The sequence below is a fragment of the Glaciibacter kafniensis genome, from assembly GCF_039538945.1.
Taxonomy (GTDB): domain Bacteria; phylum Actinomycetota; class Actinomycetes; order Actinomycetales; family Microbacteriaceae; genus Cryobacterium; species Cryobacterium kafniensis.
Genome location: NZ_BAABCN010000005.1, coordinates 1 through 20165, shown reverse-complemented (window position 1 = coordinate 20165; position 20165 = coordinate 1). Strand labels below are relative to the sequence as shown.

Below are 20165 nucleotides of genomic sequence, written 5' to 3'. Positions count from 1 at the left end.
TCTTTTGCTAGTGGGCCGAGCCCAGCACTAGCAAAAGTTGGCACCTCACGGGGTCAGGGGTTGAGCGACCCGAGGCCGCCGCCGATCAGGGAGGCGCCGATCAGCAGCAGCACAACCCCGATGATCACGCCATTGTTGCGCACCAGCCAGTCTTTGGCGCGATCAAGCGGGCCACGCATCCGCTCGGGGGCGACGAGCACCGCGATCACCGGCACGGCCACCGTCGAGCTGGCGACCACACCGAAGATCACAGCGGCCACCACGTCTCCGGCCAGGCCGAGGTTCGCGCTGCCGATCGTTGCGCCGGCGCCGACACTGAACAGGAGTTCTTTGACGTTGGCCACGGAGAGCAGAACGGCGAGGCCGAAACTCTTGCCCGGTCGCGCGCCGTCGACCGTTGCCATCCAGCGCGGCAGTTCCACGTCGTCGTCGCGACCAGGTCGTTTGATCCACTTTCTCGCGGCCAGACCGACGAGGGCGATGCCCACCAGGATGCGCACCACCGAGACGAGCGTCGAGGCCTCACCCGCCACCTCGAGGTAGTCGGCAAGCGCGGCGAAGATCGCCACGAGCACAATGACGCTGAGCAGCCGACCGGCGAGAAAGGCGGGTGCGGAGGCCGGAGAGTGCGGGGAATTCAGCAGCAGCACCGCGATGATCGGAAACGGGCTGAGTGCCATTCCGATCGCGAGAGGGAGGGTCTCGCCGAGCATCTCGAGCATGGGGGCCTTTCGCCGGTGGAAGCTCCCCGAATTCTAGGGCTTCTCCGGCACGTCAGTCCCCACCGTGAGGTGCCAGCTTTTGCTAGTGGGCGGGGGCCCGCACTAGCAAAAGCTGGCACCTCACGGGCTCAGAGCTCGCGTCAGCGCACCCCACCCATGAGCCGCACGATCGGACGCGCTGCGAGTCCCAGCGCGACACCGATCACGATGGCGATTCCGCCCAGCACCCCGAAGTACACGTTCTCCGGTGCCGTGGTGTACAGCGCGGCCAACTGCCCCGAGATCGCGGTTCCCAGCGCGACCGACAGAAAGAACAACGCCACCATCTGAGTGGTGAACGCGGCGGGCGCCAGCTTGGTGGACACCGAGAGGCCGACCGGCGAGAGCAGCAACTCGGCGATTGTGAAGGCGAACAGAATGCCGATCATGGCCAGAAGCGGTGTCGAGTTCGGTCCGCCACCGACGAAGGGCAGAAACAGCAGAAATGCCACGCCCATGATGGCAGTTCCGGCGGCGAACTTGATCGGTGTCGACGGTTGACGTGCCCCCCACTTAGTCCAGATCGCGGCGAACACCCCCGACAGAATGATGATGAAGACCGGGTTGATTGACTGCACCCACGAGACCGGCATCGTCCAGCCGAACAGATTGCGGTCGAGGCGTTCATCGGAGTAGATCGTGACGACGGTGAACTGCTGCTGGTAGAGCGACCAGAACGCGGCACTCGCGATGAAGAGCGGAATGAACGCGTAGACACGCTTGCGCTCCACGGTCGTGATCAGTCTGCTGGAGAGGATCACGCTGAAATAGGCGATCGTCGAGACGACAACGAGAATGATCACGACGGTCGACAGGTTCTCCGCGGTGACCACACCGGTCAGCACCAGCACCACGACCACAGCGATACCGGCCAGCCCGATCAGTCCGTACAGCACCCACTTCGACCGCGGCAGCGGGTCGGGCACAAGGCGCGACCGCTCAGGCAGACGCTTGCGACCGAACGAATACTGCAGCAGGCCGATCCCCATTCCGACTGCGGCCAGCCCGAAGCCCCAGTGGAATCCGACCGTCGACTGCAGCAGCCCGGTCAGAAGCGGGCCCAAGAAGGCGCCCAGGTTGATGCCGAGGTAGAAGATCGAGAACCCGGCGTCGCGTCGCGGGTCTTCTGGTTTGTAGAGCATCCCGACAACGGATGTCGCGTTCGCTTTCAGCCCGCCGCTTCCGAACGCGACCAGGATCAGACCGACGGTCACACCGATCCCGCCGGGCAACAAAGCCAGGGCGAGGTGACCGGCCATGATCACCATTGCGCTGTAGAAGAGCACGCGCTCGGAACCGAGCAGGCGGTCGGCGACCCAGGCGCCCAAGATGGTGGAGAGGTAGACCGCGCCGCCGTACGCGCCGACGATGCCGGCGGCCGTGACCTTGGACATCCCGAGGCCGCCGTCGGCGGCTGAGTAGTACAGGTAGAGCAGCAGGATTCCCTGCATGCCGTAGAAAGAGAACCGTTCCCACAGCTCGACGCCCGCAACATTGGCGAGCGAACGCGGCTGGCCAAAGAAACTGTGACTGTCGCGTTCCGCCTGGGATTGCTCCGTCGTGCTCATGGAGCGAGCCTACCCCCGCGCCTGTTCAGAAGCACGAGTTTTCACGCGGTCAGGATGCCCGGCCGCCGGTCGACTCGCGCACGATGAGCTCGGGCTGAAACAGCACCTGTTCATGCACGAAGTCAGCACCATCCTCGGCTTCGCGCAGTAGCAGCTGCACCGCGGTGTAGCCGATCAACTCGCTCGGCTGGCGAATCGATGACAGCGGAACGACGGCGGCCTCGGCGAAGGCGATGTCGTCGTAGCCGATCAGGGCGATGTCGCCGGGAACGGAAACGGTTGCATTCTTCATCAAGGCTTGCAACAAGCCCATCGCCAGCAGATCATTGGCGGCGAAGATGGCGTCGGGGCGATCAGCCGCGGCACGGTTTCTGATGTCGTCGCCGGCTTCCCGCCCGGCCCGCACCGTCAGCGAATCGGTCTCGATGACCTCGAGCGAGGCTCCCGCGACCTCGGCGACGGCGCGCTGGGCGCCGGCCAGGCGGTCGACAACCTGGCGCAGTTGCATCGAGCCGCCGACGAAAGCCAAGCGTCGACGCCCGATCGACAGGAGGTGCTCCGCGGCGAGATAGCCGCCGGCCTCGTCATCGACCGACACCGACGAGAATCCGGGATGATCCACCCCGCGGTCGACGAGAACCGCGGGAGTGCCGCGCGCCTTGAGCTGTTCCAGGCGCGGAATCGCGTCGCCGAACGGGGCAATCAGCACGCCGTGCACGCGCTGCTCCTCGAACAAGTCGAGATAGAGGGCTTCGCGCTCTGGTTTCTCATCGCTGTTGCCGACGAGCACCGTGAAGCCCTCTTCCATCGCCCGGTTCTCCGCGCCCCTGGCCAATTCGGCGAAGAAGGGGTTGGCCGCATCGAGCACGACGAGACCCAGACTGGTGCTGTGTCCGGCGCGGAGCTGACGTGCAGCGTCATTGCGCACGAATCCGAGGGATTTGATGGCGTCTTGAACCCGCGCCACCGTGATGGGCGAGACCTTGTCTGGATGGTTCATCACGTTCGAGACGGTTCCGACGGAGACCGCCGCGAGCGCAGCAACATCCCGAACATTTACTGACACGGTGCGCCCTTTCAGTTGTGGCCAAATCGGCGGCCGATCCAGCAAATAGGAGTCGGTCCAATATTACGCAGTAAAACGTATCAATTCGGCCCCCCGCGTCCGGGGCTCACCGGCGCGAGTCACCAGAGGGTGCACCCAGGGCACAGATGTGCAACGCGGCAACCATGCCACTCGCGAACAGAGTCAGATCCGCGAAAGCTCCTCGGATGCACCTCTTGACAACCAAGGCGCGATCTGATTGGGTGTGAAATCGGCGGGTTGAATCGATTCATTATAGATCAGGCGCTCGTCACGATCTAGATCGCCCACCATTCACACCAGTTGCACGCAAGACACTCCCCCACGTGTGCCCACCCCGCTTCGCGCACCCACCGGCGTCGCATCCGGCGCATGCCCCTCAACGAAGAGAGCAGGAGCCTCCACCGACCATGGCAGTTTCGAGAAAACACAGGCGGCGCGCCATCCTGGGCCGCATCACATCGTTGGGCCTGGTAGCCGCCCTCCTAGCCGGAGGCGCGGTAGCGGCCGGTGCGCCAGCCTCGGCCGCAGCAGCGGAGGCAGTCAGCGTGACCTCGCTGAAGACAAATGCACTTGTCGACCCGCTCGGTATCGGAGTCACTGCTCCGAGCCTGAGCTGGCAGAGCACGTCGTCAGGCCGCTCCGTGACTCAGAAGGCCTACGAGATACGCGTCGACACGAGTGCTGATTCTCTACCGCGCTCAAACGCGTGGGCGTCGGGGCGAGTGGACTCCGACCGGCAGATCGGCATCCGGTATGACGGATCGGCCCTCGAATCGCAGACGCGCTACTTCTGGCAGGTTCGAATCTGGACGGATGCGGGCATCCCGACCGACTGGAGTGCGCCCGCCTGGTTCGAGACAGGTCTTCGCCCCGCCGACTGGCAGGCCGACTGGATCGGCAGTGCAGATCCCTCGGCCGAAATGGCGCGATGGTCGAACTACAGCGTCTCCCTGGACTTCACCTTGGACAGCGTCGTCATCGGCATGTACGCCCGCGCCCGCGACCTGCAGAACGGGTACATGATGCAGCTCTCGGTTGCTCAGGGCTTTCCGCAATTTCGACCCCACGTCAAGCGCAACGGAAACTTCGCGATGCTAGGGAATGGTGTTGATCTCTCCGGCATCACTACTGTCGCCGCCCTCACCACCGGCACGCACAATTTGACCGTTGATTTCGCCGGCACCACCATCACGAGCTTCCTCGATGGCACGCAAATCGACCAACGCACCGACACCACTTTCAGCCAGGGCTACATCGGCTTCCGTCAGACGATGGTCGGCGAAGGGCCAGAGAATTCGACCATCCACAAGATCGTCGTCGAGTCGCCCGAGAACGGAACCCTCCTCCGCACCGACTTCAGCGACGGCCAGAATCCTTTCGCCGGAGGGTCTGTTGTCAACGGCGCGTTCAAAGCCTTCGCTCCGCTCGACACCCTGATGCGAGCTGAACCGGCTCAGCCCTTGCTGCGCAAGGAATTCTCCGTGGCGAAAGAGGTCGTGTCGGCCCGCGTGTACGCATCCGCTCGGGGCGTCTACGAACTGTCGATCAACGGCAAGCGCGTCGGTGACGAACTACTGGCCCCTGGCATGACCGAGTATAAGAAGCGCATCGACTACCAAAGCTACGATGTGACGGATCTCGTCAAGCAGGGCGGCAATGCAATCGGTGCCAAGCTCGGCACCGGCTGGTATGCCGGACACGTCGGTCAATACGGAACCGGCATCTGGGGCAACCGCACCTCGCTCATCGCACAGCTGCGCATTGACTACTCCGACGGCAGCCACAGCTGGGTAAAGACCGACAATAGCTGGAAGACCGCAGCCGGACCACTTGTCGAATCTGACATCATCATGGGCGAGGTCTTTGACGCCAGACGGATGCAAGACGGCTGGGACACCGCGAACTTCGCCGATACCGCCTGGAAACCCGTCGGCGTCGCCGACAACGCCGACACCGCCAAGCTCGTGGCCGCGCGGTCAGAGCCGGTACGCGTCACCGAAGAGCGCACCCCGATTGAGCGCACCGAACCCACCCCGGGCACCTGGATCTACGACATGGGCCAGAACATGGTCGGCGTCGGCCGGTTCGAGCTCACCGGGAAGGCGGGCACGACGGCGACAATTCGCTACGGCGAGCTGCTCAAGGCCGATGGAACTCTGTACACCGAGAATCTGCGTACGGCGAAGGCAACCGACACGTTCACGTTCGCGGCAGACGGCACGGCGAGCTATACGCCGACCTTCACCTTTCACGGCTTTCGCTACGCCGAGATCACCGGAGTGACCGAGCCGTCATCGGTTGATCAGGTGACGGGCCTGGTCTGGGGAAGTGACCTGCCGACGACCGGAACCCTCGAGACATCGAGCTCCATGCTCAACCAGCTGCAGAGCAACATCGTCTGGGGCCAGCGCGGCAACTTCTTGTCGATTCCCACCGACACCCCGGCCCGCGACGAACGTCTCGCCTGGACCGGCGACATCAACGTGTTCGCCCCGACCGCAAGCTACAACCAAGACACGCGCAACTTCCTGGGCGCCTGGCTCGGCACGCTCGCCGACTCCCAGGGTGGTGACGGCGACCTGCCCGGTGTCGCGCCGAACATCGTCGGCCGCTGCTGTGGTGGCGGCTCGGGATGGTCGGATGCCGGCATCACCCTGCCGTACATCCTCTGGCAAAGCTACGGTGACTCTGCCGTCATCCACGACAACTACGCCATGATGAAGAACTTCATGGCATTCGTCGAACGCTCAGCCGGCCCGAGCCTCATCCGCGTTCACGGCAACACCGGCGACTGGCTGGATGTGAACGACCCAACCGACCTCGGGCTGCTGGGCACCGCGTACTACTACTACAGTGCTGATCTGCTGAGCCAGATGGCAGCTGAGATCGGTGAGACGACTGATGCCGAGCACTACGCCGAGCTCGCCAAGCGGGTGCAAACCGCTTTTCTCGCCAAGTATTTGGCTACAGACGGCACGATGCTCGGCAACAGCCAGACCGCCTATGCGATCTCGATCGGAATGGGCCTGATCCCGGCAGATCGTTTGAAGCAGGTCGGGGACAAGTACGTCGCGGCCATCGCAGCCCGCGATTACCACCTCTCGACGGGCTTCCTCGGCACCCCCTGGCTACTGACGGCGCTCACAAAGACCGGGCATCAGGACCTCGCATACCGACTGCTCAACAACGACACCTATCCGTCGTGGGGCTATGAAGTCGCCCTCGGAGCCACCACGATGTGGGAACGCTGGGATGCGATCAAGCCCGATGGCACTGTGGCCGACGGAGGGATGAACTCCTTCAACCACTACGCCTATGGAGCCGTCGGCAACTGGATGTACCAGAACATCGGTGGCATCACTTCAACGAGCGCTGGCTACAAGACATTCGATATCGCGCCTACCCCCGGTGGCGGACTCACTCACGGAAAAGGAACCTTCGATTCTGTCTTCGGCATGATTTCTTCATCGTGGGATACCACCGAGAACGGTCTCACGCTCGCTGCTTCAGTTCCGGTGAACACGACTGCGACCGTCACGCTGCCGATCGCTGACGGTCAGGAGGTGACCGAGAACGGCGTCGCAATCGATGAGGTCGAGGGTGTCACCTCCGTCTCCACTCAGAATGGTGTTGCAGTTCTCGAGGTCGGCTCAGGCGACTACAGTTTCGCTGTTGCCAAGCCTGTTGTCGAGCCTGTCGCCGACGCGACGGTCAGCTTCGATTCGCAGGGCGGCAGCGCGGTGGCCCCCATTGTGACAACGTCTGGCACGGCCATTGCGGCTCCTGTCGCACCGAAGCGCACGGGTTACACCTTCGCGGGTTGGCACACGACGGCCACGGGGAGTTCCGCCTGGGCGTTTACCTCTCCGGTGACAGTAGATGTGACGCTTTACGCGCATTGGACGGTGCAGAAGCGCACGGTGACGTTCAACGCGCAGGGTGGCAGCACGGTGGCCGCGGTGAGCACGAACTACAACACCGTGATCAAGGCGCCGAAGTCGCCGACGCGCACGGGTTACACCTTCGCGGGTTGGCACACGACGGCCACGGGGAGTTCCGCCTGGGCGTTTACCTCTCCGGTGACAGTAGATGTGACGCTTTACGCGCATTGGACGGTGCAGAAGCGCACGGTGACGTTCAACGCGCAGGGCGGCAGCAAGGTGGCCGCGGTGAGCACGAACTACAACACCGCGATCAAGGCGCCGAAGTCTCCGACGCGCACGGGTTACACCTTCAAGGGGTGGTACACGAAGGCGACCGGTGGCAGCAAGTGGAACTTCACCGCCAAGGTGACGTCGAACGCCACTGCCTACGCGCACTGGACGGTGCAGAAGCGCACGGTCACGTTCAACGCGCAGGGCGGCAGCAAGGTGGCCGCGGTGAGCACGAACTACAACACCGTGATCAAGGCACCGAAGTCGCCCACGCGCAGCGGATATGTCTTCAAGGGGTGGTACACGAAGGTCACCGGTGGCACCGCCTGGAAGTTCACCGCCAAGGTGACGACCAACGCCACCGCCTACGCTCACTGGGCGAAGAAGTAACCCACCGGATTCGGACGGCCGCCTCACCGGAGGCGGCCGTCCGATCCGACCCAGCATGTCACCAGGCAGAGCCTTCGTTTTCTGAGGTCAACGCGCCCTCTCCGTAGTGCCTCATGTCCAGATTTCGCAAGCATCTGGACATGAGGCACTCGGGGAAACGGGCGCAAAACCTTTGCCAGGGCGTTGAAAAGCCTGTAGGTTTACCCTGCACCACGGAGTGAATCGTTTCAAGGGCCAGACGACCACACCACCCCTCCGGCGGCGTTCCTCGGCCCAATCGATGATGATTGGATCCCAGCTTCGTATGAGTGAACTCTCTGTGGCGCGTGTGAAACGCACACCTCCGTCTCCGTTGCGCAACGTCGTAGTCGGCATGATGGCCATTGCCCTCGCCGCGGTCATGGTGGTGCCGGTCGCACCCGCGTCCGCCGCCGAACCGTCAACGCTCAGCGTGGTCGGGCTGGAGACCAATGATCTGGTGAACCCGCTCGGCATCGACGGCACCAACGCGCCGATTCTGAGTTGGCAAAGCGTTGGAACCGGGCGCGGCGTGGTGCAGACCGCTTATCAGGTGCGCGCTGCAGCGACCGAGAGTGCACTCGCCGGCGCCACTCTCTGGGATTCCGGCAAGGTGGTCTCCGACCAGCAGCTCAACATCACGTACGCGGGCCCGGATGTCACGTCACAGACCAGCTATGCCTGGCAGGTGAAGGTGTGGGATAACAAGGGAAACGAATCTGATTGGTCGGCTCCCGCCTCGTTCGAGACGGCGTTCCTCAGCAACAGCGAGTGGAAAGCCGACTGGGTGGGCGGCGTTGACCCCTCGGCCGAGATGAACAAGTGGACCGACTACCGAGTCGACGTCGACTTCACTCTCAAGAAGGCGGCATTCGGCGTCTTTCTGCGTTCGTCCAGCTCGGGAGCTGACAGCTATATGTGGCAGCTCAACGACGAGAAGGCCGGCCAGCCGAGACTCCGCCCGCACAAGAGGGTGGGCGGCAACTGGGTCAGCATGCCCGAAGTTGACCTCACGACGAAGGGGCTTGCCGCCGATGTGTTGAAGCACCGGGGAACTCTCTCCGTGACCGTTCAGGGCGGCCAGTTCGTCACGACAGTGAACGGCGTCGTCGTCGACACACGCACCGAGTCGACGCATTCGAAGGGGTACGTCGGCATTCGCACCGACATTTCGACCGCCGAAGAAGTCACTGTCCACTCCATGAAGGTCTCGTCCGTGCCCGGCACCGGTGCATCCGGCGATCTTTACACCTCAAACTTCACTGCGGGAGACAACCCGTTCAAGCGCGGCGACATCGTCGCCGGCCCCGAAGGCGGCCTGCACATTGCGGGTCAGACCGAAGCCATCTGGTCGCCGAAGACCGCCCTCCCGCTACTGCGTAAGAGCTTCGCCACCGACAGCGGCAAGACGATCGCGCAGGCTCGCGTGCACGCCTCAGCGCGGGGACTCTACGAACTCTCGATCAACGGCGAGAAGGTCGGCGACGAGGAACTCGCGCCGGGTTGGACCGACTTCACCCAGCGATTTCAGTACCAGACCTACGACGTCACGAAACAGCTTCAGAATGGCGACAACGTCATCGGCGCCTGGGTGGGCACCGGCTGGTACTCCGGTTACGTCGCCTGGTATGGCGACAAGAAGTACGGCAAGAACAACTCAGTCACGGCCGAACTGGTGATCGATTTCACTGACGGCACCCAACAGGTCATTCGTACTGACCCGAGCTGGAAAACCTCGACCGGTCCGCTGGTCAGCTCCGACTTGCTGATGGGCGAAGAGTACGACGCGACGCTCGAGCAGGCCGGTTGGGACTCCCCCGGATTCAACGCCGACGCCTGGTCATCCGTCACGGTCGCCGATAACAAGAGCACCGCGATGCTGCACCCGCAGACCGACGAGCCGGTACGCGTCACGCAGGTGATGCCCACGCAGACCCGCACCGAGGCGCCAGCCGGATCGGGCAACTATGTCTACGACCTCGGCCAGAACCTGTCGGGCGTTGCCGAAGTCACCCTCACCGGCACGGCCGGCGACCGGGTGCGCATCCGTCACGCCGAGGTGCTCAACACAGACGGCAGTCTCTACCTCGACAACCTGCGCAGCGCCAAGGCAACCGACACGTATCGCTTCGCCGCCGACGGCACGATCACCTATCGCCCGAAGTTCACCCAGCACGGCTTCCGGTACATCGAAATCAGTGGGGTCAAGACGGTTCCCGAACTGGCGGATGTCCGCGCGCTCGTCTTCGGCTCCGACATGGCGATGACCGGGGAGTTCACAACCTCCGACCCGATGCTCAACCAGTTGCAGAGCAACATCGCTTGGGGCCAGCGCGGTAACTTCATCTCGGTACCCACCGACACTCCGGCTCGCGATGAGCGGCTCGGCTACACCGGTGACCTCAACGCGTTCGCCGGAACCGCCGCGTTCAACATGGATTCGCTCGCCTTCATCAAGAAGTGGTTGAAGGATGTGCGCGACACTCAACTGCCCGACGGCGAGTACCCGGAATCGGCGCCGCGCGGACCCGATATGGGCTGCTGCAACGGCGGCACCGGTTGGTCTGACGGCGGAATCACGATCCCATGGATGTCGTGGAAGCGCTACGGCGACACCGACATCATCGCCCAGAACTACGCGTCGATGGAGAAGTATTTCGGTTACCTGTCGACCAATTTCCCTGACTACATCCGCGACGACGGCCCGTACGGCGACTGGCTCGACCTGAACGATCCCACCCCCGCTGTCGTGCTCGGCACCGCCTACTACGCCTACGACGCTCGCGTGATGAGCGAAATGGCAACAGCGATCGGCAAGACAGCGGATGCCGCCAAATACACCGCGCTCGAAACCGCGGTCACCGATGCGTTCGTGACCAACTTCGTCGCAGCCGACGGTGGCGTGACAGGCAACAGTCAGACGGCGTATGCGCTTGCCCTCGGCATGGATCTCGTGCCGGACAACCTGCGTGAGGCCGCCGGCAAGAAGCTTGTCGCCAAGCTCGCCAGCCGCGACTACCACCTGTCCACCGGATTCGTCGGCACCCCCTGGCTGATGCCCGCGCTGAGCGAAACCGGAAACTGGGACGTCGCCTACCGCTTGCTGCTGAACAAGACTCTGCCCTCGTGGGGCTACGAGGTTGAATCCGGCGCGACGACCATGTGGGAGCGCTGGGACTCCATCGACGCCAACGGCAACTACGGCCCGGCCTCGATGAACTCGTTCAACCACTACGCATTCGGGGCTGTTGGCGACTGGATGTACCAGAACATCGGCGGCATCACCGTGGATGACATCGGTTACAAGTCGATCACTATCGCGCCTCGCCCCGGTGGCGGACTCACCCACGCCGCGGCATCCTTCGATTCCGTCTACGGCACAGTCTCAACCGATTGGGCGCAAACGGGAGATGACTTCTCGCTGGCTACCGTCGTGCCGACGAACGCCACCGCCACGGTGCACATCCCGGCTGCGAGCGTCTGGGCAGTCACCGAAAGCGGCAACGGGCTGGCCGATGCCGAAGGCGTCACCGTCGTCTCGTCGAACGGAACCGACGTTGTCGTGACCGTGGGTTCCGGCAGCTACGACTTCAGCGTGAACGCCCAGGCGGACACACTGGGCAGCGCGATCGACTCGGCTGCAGCGCTGGCCGACAAGGTCGACGGCCTCAAGGCTGACGACATGCTGACGACCGGTCAGGCCGCCCAGCTCAACAGCCACCTGCAGGACGTCATCGACGCATCCGTCGCCGCCATTCCGCTGTTGGCCACGGATCACGCCGCCGTCGTCGAACACGTGCGCGCCGCTCTCGCGGCTGTGCGTGCCGCGTCGAGCTGGCTGACCGGCTCTGGAGTTGCGGAGGCGACGGCAACCAGTCTTGCCACCGATCTGGATACTCTCGACCGGCAGTTGTCGGCGATCGTGACGACGCTCGCCGGGCTGACCGTGCACCTCGACGCGGGTGATACCGCGTCGTACCTGCCCGGACAGACCGTCACGCTGACGGGCACCCTCGAGAACACCGGAACCGAACCACTGACGGGCGTCATTTCCCGGGTCGAAGCGGAGAACGCTTGGAGCGTGGTTCCGGCTTCCGCGCCGACGATCGCGGCCCTCGGTGTCGGTGAGAAGAGCACCTCGACCTTCACCCTGACCGTGCCGGAGGACCAACTTCCCGGAACTGTCGCGCTACCGCTTGAGGTCTCGTACGCCTACCTCGGCACTGCGGTGACGACATCCGCTTCGGCGAGCATCGTCATCGGCTCCGGTGTCACCATCAGCACCACCGCCACTCCCTCCACGGTGATGCCCGCAACGAAGACCATCGTCACTGTCACCATCGCAAACGCCGGCACCCTGCCGGTTTCCGGCCGCGCCTCGGTGTCCGTTCCGACGGGGTGGGTCACGCCTGTCCCAACGACCCTGACGGTCGTGGCGCCGGGCAAGACCGCGGCAATCCCGGTCGAGATCTTCGTGCCGACCACACTGAGCGAGGAAACCGTGAACCTGACGGCGACCTTCGACCGCGGGGGCACCGAACTTGCCTCCGCCGGTGTTGCGCTGCAGGCGACTGTTGCGCGACCGGCCGGCTCGAGCACCGTGTACGACCACATCGACCTCGGCGACGGGGCCTCCGAAGGGTCGCACAATGTGAGGGCGTCGGCGGGCTCGGGCACGAGTTCGGAGGCGGGCCTGTCCCGTCGCTACTCCGGAAGCGCCGCAAACTCGTCGTTCGAGTTCGACATGGCGGTTCCGAAGAGCGTGCCGTTCGTCATCCGTGCGGTCGAGACATTCGACGGACCGCGGTTGAAGGAATACGCGGTGAGCGTGAACGGGGTGGTCGTGCAAAACCGGCTGTTCCAGCGGGTACCCAACTCCGGCGGCGCCAGCAATTACCAGATCCTGGTCGACGACCCGGCGGCATTCAGTACAACAGGGACCGTGCACGTCATGTTCAAGCACGCCGCGTCGAACTACGACCCGTCGATCGCTGATGCGTGGACGTTGCCGGCGCCGAGCGACACCCTCGCGCCGAGCGTGTCTGCGACGACTGACCCGTCGGTTCCGAACACGGCGACCGGCTGGTTCACGCAGTCGCCGGTCGGCGTCACCTTGCAGGCTCAGGACGATCGGGTGGGCGACCTCGCGATCGAGTACGCACTCGGTTCCGGGGCGATGACGGGCTATTCGTCGGCGATTTCACTTGCCGACGAGGGTGAGCACGCTCTGACCTACCAGGCGACCGATGTCGCGGGCAATGCCAGCGTCATCCAGAGCCTGCGGGTGAAAATCGACACCGTCGCTCCGGCCACCACGGCCACGCGCGGCGCCGAGTTCGACGGTGAGTCGGCCCGCACCAGCGGAACGATTCGCTTCGGTGCGACGGATGCCACGTCGGGCGTCGCCGAGACGCGCTACCGGGTGAACGGCGGAGAGTGGAAGGCGGGCGACGCGGTCACGGTCACCACCGAAGGTGCGTTCACCGTCGACTACGCCTCGACCGATGTCGCCGGCAACGTTGAGAAAGAACAGTCGATCACGGGCACGATCATCATTGTGCCGAAGTCGACGGTTCGCTTCGATTCGCAGGGCGGCAGCACGGTCGCCGCGGTGAGCGTGGACAACGGCACGGTGATCAAGGCGCCGAAGGCTCCGACGCGCACCGGCTACACCTTCGCCGGTTGGTACACGAAGGCGACGGGTGGCAGTGCGTGGAACTTCACGAACACGGTGAAGGCGGATGTGACGCTCTACGCGCACTGGACGGTTCAGAAGCGCACGGTCACGTTCAGCTCCCAGGGCGGGAGCACGGTTGCCGCGGTGAGCACGAACTACAACACCGCGATCAAGGCGCCGAAGTCGCCCACCCGCACGGGTTACACCTTCAAGGGGTGGTACACGAAGGCCACCGGTGGCACCAAGTGGAACTTCACCGCCAAAGTGACGTCGAACGCCACTGCCTACGCGCACTGGACGGTGCAGAAGCGCACGGTCACGTTCAACGCGCAGGGCGGCAGCAAGGTGGCCGCGGTGAGCACGAACTACAACACCGTGATCAAGGCACCGAAGTCTCCGACGCGCACGGGTTACACCTTCGCGGGTTGGTTTACGAAGGCCACGGGTGGTAGCAAGTGGAACTTCACCGCCAAGGTGACCTCCAGCGCCACCGCCTATGCCCACTGGACGGTGCAGAAGCGCACGGTCACGTTCAACGCGCAGGGCGGCAGCAAGGTGGCCGCGGTGAGCACGAACTACAACACCGTGATCAAGGCGCCGAAGGCTCCCACGCGTAGCGGATATGTCTTCACTGGTTGGTACACGAAGGCGACCGGCGGCAGCAAGTGGAAGTTCACCGCCAAGGTGACGGCCAACGCCACCGCGTACGCGCACTGGGCGAAGAAGTAACCCACCGGATTCGGACGGCCGCCTCACCGGAGGCGGCCGTCCGATCCACCCCGGTCGGATGAGCTGGTTTCGATACTGGCCATCGTTGGTCACGGTTATGAAGGGCGGCCGGCGGGGAATTTCCCGTCGGCCGCCCTTCGTTGTGCCGGTGGCATGTCCCGCACCCGCACGCCTCGGATACGTCCGCCGGTGCAGAGCGGGTCTCTCTGGGTCTCAGCATCGCGTGTCGTCGATGAGTCAGCAGCCCGCGCTGTGGCACTGGACCCGCGCCGCGGCTTTGGACCCGCGCCGCGCCTTCGGATCTCAGCCGCAAACGCGTGGCGAGGGCTGAATACCGCTGCGCCGGTTGAACTGACTAGTCGTGGCGGTTTTCGACCCGCGCGGCGGCTTTCGTCGAGGGTCGAGCCCTTCGAGCCTGTCGCTCTCGGTCGCTGAACGCTGCCTGCCGCCGCGCTGCCTGTTGCCGCGCCCATTCGACGGAGATTTCTCGCGACACACCGGCAATTCATGCTGATCGGCCTCGAAACAAGCGGAATCTCCGTCGAATGGGTGAGGAATCGTGTCATGTGCCGGCGCAGCCATCAGCTCGGGCGGTCTCGCACACTCACGAAACCATCCTCGGCACCGCCCAGAGAGAAGCGTCGACAGGTGCGATCACCGAGACTGACGGGGCCAGTGTCGAGACCAGGTCATCCGATCTGGGTTGGATCGGACGGCCGCCTCTGGTGAGGCAGCCGTCCGGATCCGGTGGGTTACTTCTTTGCCCAGTGAGCGTACGCGGTGGCGTTGGCCGTCACCTTCGAACTGAACTTCCAGGCGGTGCCGCCGGTGGCCTTCGTGTACCAACCCTTGAAGACATATCCGCTGCGAGTGGGCGACTTCGGTGCCTTGATCGCGGTGTTGTAGTTCGTGCTCACCGCGGCCACCTTGCTGCCGCCCTGTGCGTTGAACGTGACCGTGCGTTTCTGCACCGTCCAGTGCGCGTACGCGGTGGCGTTGGCCGTCACCTTCGAACTGAACTTCCACTTGCTGCCGCCGGTGGCTTTCGTGTACCAACCCGCGAAGGTGTAACCGCTGCGAGTCGGGGCCTTCGGCGCCTTGATCGCGGTGTTGTAGTTCGTGCTCACCGCGGCCACCTTGCTGCCGCCCTGCGTGTTGAACGTGACCGTGCGCTTCTGCACCGTCCAGTGGGCATAGGCGGTGGCGCTGGAGGTCACCGTGGCGGTGAAGTTCCACTTGCTGCCACCGGTCGCCTTCGTGTACCAACCCGAGAAGGTGTAACCGGTGCGCGTGGGCGACTTCGGCGCCTTGATCACGGTGTTGTAGTTGGTGCTCACCGCGGCCACCTTGCTCCCACCCTGCGCGTTGAACTGGACCGTGCGCTTCTGCACCGTCCAGTGAGCGTAGAGCGTCACATCCGTCGTCACCGTGTTCGTGAACTTCCACGCGCTGCCACCGGTCGCCTTCGTGTACCACCCCGCGAAGGTGTAACCGGTGCGCTTCGGTGCGACAGGTGCCGCAATAGCCGAGCCGGACGTTGTCACAATGGGGGCCACCGTGCTGCCGCCCTGCGAATCGAAGCTGACCGTCGACTTGACGGTCGGAGTCGGCGCGACCTCAATCGAGACCGATCCTGACACCCCACCGACCGTTGCCGTGATCACATGCGTACCAGCACGGGCAAACGTCACCCGGCTGCCCGACACGACATCTCCCGGCTGATCACTGCTCAACACAGCCCGGTCCGTCAGATCTCCCAGATTGTTGCCGAAGGAATCCGCACCAGACACCGTGATCTTTACGAAGCTGCCCACTGTCGAGGTCATCGAATCCGCCGACACGCTGACAGTGCTCACCGGCGCCGCAGCAATCTCGAACGAATAGGCCTTGCTGATACTTCCCGCCGCAGAGTCCATGCGCACGGTGAACGCACTGGATCCTGCAGTGTTTGACACACCCGACAGCACACCACTGACCCGATCCAGCACAAACCCCTCAGGAAGCGAGCCCTCCGTCAGGGAGTACCGGGCGGCATCCACGCCGTGAGCGCCCAGTGGTGCCGAATACTCGACGCCGGCAACTCCGCCAGGGACTGCCTCGACCAACGACGGCGCGAGCGTGCCGACCGCAACCGGCACCCGGTTGAAGGCAAGAAGGCCCACCCCACTCGACGTACGAATCATCGGGCCCGCGCCGTAATGGGACAGGTAGGTCACCGTGGCAGCATTTCCGACGGGCCCGTTCAGCGTGACAAGAAGCTTGCCTCCTTCACGGTAGGCCACGTTCGTGATGCTCGCCGATGAACCGTTCACGACAAAATCACCCGTGGAGAGGATGTTCGTGTCTACGATCAACGGATCTGTTGCGGAATCGAGCTGGATCGTGAACTCCGCGCTCGAGGCGGACGACGCGGCCGCGGCAATCGGATCGGGAGCAGCGACACCGGCGCTCGGGCCGTCATAGAGATCCCGCAGAAGAACGGCAGCCGCCTGCTCACCGAACGTCTTGTAACCACCCTCATATCCGAAGTGGCAGCCGTCATGAACCGAAGCTCCCGTGGGCGACAAAACTGTCACATTCTGGGTGCGAGACAGGTTGCGCTGCGCTTCACGCAAGACGATGTCCTGGCCGCGGGCAGCATTTCCGTCGCCGCTGCACGAGGTCCGAATCTGAAATGCGTAATAACGCGACCCGCCTTCGAGATTGGAACCGAACTCGCTACGCCAGTCCTCAAGCAGCGACGTGAAGCCGTCGATGTGACGCGACGTGTCACCGTAGTCCGACTCGCCCTGGTACCAGAAAACAGCCTTCACGTCGCGCAGAAGTCCTGCCGCCTCTAAACGTTGGCGCAACCGACCATAGTTCGTCGTGATGTCGTCTGGATTCGCGTCGTTGCGCTGGAATACGTGGATCGGCTGCCCGCCATGCGCACCGTTGATGATCGCGACGGGTACCTGGAGTTGCTGCGAGAGCACCCCTCCCATGCGCATCCCCCACTGGCCGACCATTCCGGCGTTCGTCACCTGACTCTTATTTCCCGAGGTCATGTCGCCGTAGGCGTATTCCCAGGCGCGCGTGCCGCGTGAGGTATCTGAGTTCCACGATGTGGTGCCGTAGGTGCGCACCCACGGGGATTGGTTGCCCGTGCTGGAATCTGAACCCGACTCCCACGCGGCAGATTCCGAGTTGGATTGTCCCTGGATCACGAAGGCGTCACCGGAGACAACGTGAGTCCATTGCCCGACCGTTCGCCAGACGCCGTCAACCTGAGCTTCCAAGAGAAAGTCATAGTCGTGAAAGCCTGCGGTGATGCGTGTATCGAAGGAGAAGGTCGACCCCGACTGCGACGTGCTCGACGTCTCTCCCTCGCTGGTCACCGACAACCGAACAGTATCGACTGCAGCATCCGCCGTGCCTGCAATGGCGACGTTCGCACCATTCTCCGCGTCCCGAGCGATGAGCTGCCGGTCCTGTGGAGCACTTGTCAATGACACCACTGCCGGGCGCGCATACACCGTCAGCGTGCGGCTCGTGAAGGAGTTGGCGTTTTCCGCGAACGTCCAGTCCGGATGCGCAGCGCCTCCTTGCGGGGCATTTCCGAACCCGATGTCGAGTGTTCCCTCCGAGGTAAAGCCGTTGAGCGCCATGACGGTGCTCGCCGTCTCGGTGCTCCCGGGTTCTTCGTTCACACGGTGCACTTGGAATGAGCCGTACCAGCCGACCGTCGGCTGGTCGTCCGCGTCGTATCTGTCGCTCGTAGCTCCGTATACCTGCCCGCTGCGGTATGTCTCGTAGGTATTCGGCCAGTGCTCAAGCCATCCCGTCATGCTCGTGCCCGTCGCAACGGTCGCGACGTTCGATGCGACGTCGAGACCAGTGACGCGTTGCTGCGAAGCCTGTCCAGGGATGGTGTGCAGGCCGAGCAGGCCTGGATCGGTGGTGAAGGCATCCATTCCCGCCCAGGCCCACTGCTTGCCGGACCCGGCTGTTGTTTCAAGGCAATACCCCACACGGTCGAACCCGTTGTCGACGGCGTCGAGTGCAGAGAACGAGTAGTCGGGCGTCCTGCCAGGCCACATCGCGTTGGGCGCAATCGGTAGCTGGAGCACCGGCTGCTGTCCGTCGGCCGCGGCCGCTGCGTCACAGGATGTCGATGACGCTGTGCCTGCTGCCAGCGCAGGCGCCGTAAACGGCGTCGCGATCAGTGCACCGGTGAGAGTCGAGAGAAGAAGGAGGCGCATAGTTCTGCGCGCCAAAGCAGCGTCGATCATAGATGCGCCAATCGTCTTTGATGTGGTCGAATAATGAAAACTGATCGTAATGAAACGATTCATTTTGGACTGTGTGTGAGTGTAGCGTCAGCGAGTGCAGTAGGGCAAGAGAGGACACGTTGACCTCAGAAATCGAAGACTCTGCCTAGTGACGTGCTGGGCTGAATCGGGCTGCCGCCTTCGTGCGAGGCGGCAGCCGATTCCGGTGGGTTACCTCTTCGTCCAGTGGGCGTAGGCGGTGGCGTTGGCTGTCACCTTCGAGCTGAACTTCCACTTGGTGCCGCCGGTCGCCTTCGTGTACCAACCCGCGAAGGTGTAACCGGTGCGGGTCGGAGACTTCGGTGCCTTGATGACGGTGTTGTAGTTCGTGCTCACCGCGGCCACCTTGCTGCCGCCCTGCGTGTTGAACGTGACCGTGCGCTTCTGCACCGTCCAGTGGGCATAGGCGGTGGCGTTGGCCGTCACCTTCGAACTGAACTTCCACGCGGTGCCACCGGTGGCCTTCGTGTACCAACCCGCGAAGGTGTAACCGCTACGGGTGGGTGCTTTCGGCGCCTTGATCGCGGTGTTGTAGTTCGTGCTCACTGCGGCCACCGTGCTGCCGCCCTGGGAGTTGAACGTGACCGTGCGCTTCTGCACGGTCCAGTGGGCGTAGGCGGTGGTGCTCGTCGTCACCTTGGTGGTGAAGTTCCACTTGCTGCCACCGGTCGCCTTCGTGTACCAACCGGCGAAGGTGTAACCCGTGCGGGTCGGCGACTTCGGCGCCTTGATGGCCGTGTTGTAGTTCGTGCTCATCGCGGCAACCTTGCTGCCACCCTGCGCGTTGAACGTGACCGTGAACTTCTGCACCGTCCAGTGCGCGTAGAGCGTCACATCCGTCGTCACCGTGGCCGCGAAGTTCCAGGTGCTGCCACCCGTCGCCTTCGTGTACCAACCGGCGAAGGTGTAGCCGGTGCGCGTGGGAGCCTTCGGCGCCTTGATCACCGTGCCGTTGACCACGCTCACCGCGGCCACCGTGCTGCCGCCCTGCGAATCGAAGCTGACCGTCGACTTGACGATCGGCGTCGGCTCACTCACCACGACTGTGTAGCTGGTCGCCGCCGGCGAAGCGACACCGTTGCTGGCCGTGACCGTGAAAGTCGCAGACTCAACCGACGTCGGAGTTCCCGAGATCACACCCGTCGTCGCGTCCAGGCTCAACCCGGCAGGCAAAGCCCCCGCCGTCACTGAGAATGTCGGCGCCGGGTTACCCGAGGCAACGACCGTGAACGAGTACGCCGAACCCACCGTGCCCGCGCCGGGGTCACCCGAGGTGATCGCCGGAGCAACAAGGGCCGCACTCACCACGACCGTGTAGCTGGTCGCTGCCGGCGAACCGACACCGTTGCTGGCCGTGACCGTGAACGTCGCCGACTCGGCCGACGTCGGAGTACCCGAAATCACACCCGTCGTCGCGTCCAGGCTCAACCCAGCAGGCAAAGCCCCCGCCGTTACCGAGAATGTCGGCGCC

7 protein-coding genes are annotated in these 20165 nt (G+C 63.8%); 2 read left to right on the top strand and 5 right to left on the bottom strand.

Annotation, left to right across the window (positions count from 1 at the left end):
- Positions 1 to 53: 53 nt before the first annotated feature.
- The 3 genes from ABD791_RS10980 to ABD791_RS10970 form a co-directional block, all read right to left on the bottom strand.
- Positions 54 to 722, bottom strand: coding sequence for a GAP family protein (locus tag ABD791_RS10980; protein WP_345066223.1), 669 nt, complete (start codon positions 720 to 722; stop codon positions 54 to 56).
- A 140-nt stretch (positions 723 to 862) separates the two neighbouring features.
- Entirely contained in the window at positions 863 to 2329 is a 1467-nt protein-coding gene (locus ABD791_RS10975) for a peptide MFS transporter (RefSeq protein WP_345066220.1), read from the bottom strand.
- A gap of 49 nt (positions 2330 to 2378) precedes the next feature.
- Positions 2379 to 3395 carry a LacI family DNA-binding transcriptional regulator gene (locus tag ABD791_RS10970; protein WP_345066216.1) on the bottom strand — a complete coding sequence of 339 codons (1017 nt, stop codon included), beginning with the start codon at positions 3393 to 3395 and terminating at the stop codon, positions 2379 to 2381.
- A 428-nt stretch (positions 3396 to 3823) separates the two neighbouring features.
- On the opposite strand from ABD791_RS10970, the gene ABD791_RS10965 reads away from it, so the two are divergent.
- Both ABD791_RS10965 and ABD791_RS10960 read left to right on the top strand, forming a co-directional pair.
- Entirely contained in the window at positions 3824 to 7960 is a 4137-nt protein-coding gene (locus ABD791_RS10965) for a family 78 glycoside hydrolase catalytic domain (RefSeq protein ID WP_345066214.1), read from the top strand.
- Positions 7961 to 8264: 304 nt separating this feature from the next.
- Positions 8265 to 14384 (top strand): family 78 glycoside hydrolase catalytic domain, encoded by a 6120-nt coding sequence (locus ABD791_RS10960; RefSeq protein ID WP_345066211.1) that lies wholly within the window; start codon positions 8265 to 8267, stop codon positions 14382 to 14384.
- Between the two features lie 752 nt (positions 14385 to 15136).
- Here the strand turns inward: ABD791_RS10960 and ABD791_RS10955 are convergent.
- Positions 15137 to 18655 carry an InlB B-repeat-containing protein gene (locus tag ABD791_RS10955; RefSeq protein ID WP_345066208.1) on the bottom strand — a complete coding sequence of 1173 codons (3519 nt, stop codon included), beginning with the start codon at positions 18653 to 18655 and terminating at the stop codon, positions 15137 to 15139.
- A 210-nt stretch (positions 18656 to 18865) separates the two neighbouring features.
- A partial coding sequence (locus tag ABD791_RS10950; protein WP_345066204.1) for an InlB B-repeat-containing protein occupies positions 18866 to 20165 on the bottom strand: 1300 nt, incomplete at its 5' end.

What these genes read in the sequence shown, in the direction of transcription:
- ABD791_RS10975 (WP_345066220.1), bottom strand. Translation starts at nt 2,329, where the DNA reads ATGAGCACGACGGAGCAATCCCAGGCGGAACGCGACAGTCACAGTTTC.
- ABD791_RS10960 (WP_345066211.1), top strand. Translation starts at nt 8,265, where the DNA reads ATGAGTGAACTCTCTGTGGCGCGTGTGAAACGCACACCTCCGTCTCCG.
- ABD791_RS10965 (WP_345066214.1), top strand. Translation starts at nt 3,824, where the DNA reads ATGGCAGTTTCGAGAAAACACAGGCGGCGCGCCATCCTGGGCCGCATC.
- ABD791_RS10980 (WP_345066223.1), bottom strand. Translation starts at nt 722, where the DNA reads ATGCTCGAGATGCTCGGCGAGACCCTCCCTCTCGCGATCGGAATGGCA.
- ABD791_RS10955 (WP_345066208.1), bottom strand. Translation starts at nt 18,655, where the DNA reads ATGATCGACGCTGCTTTGGCGCGCAGAACTATGCGCCTCCTTCTTCTC.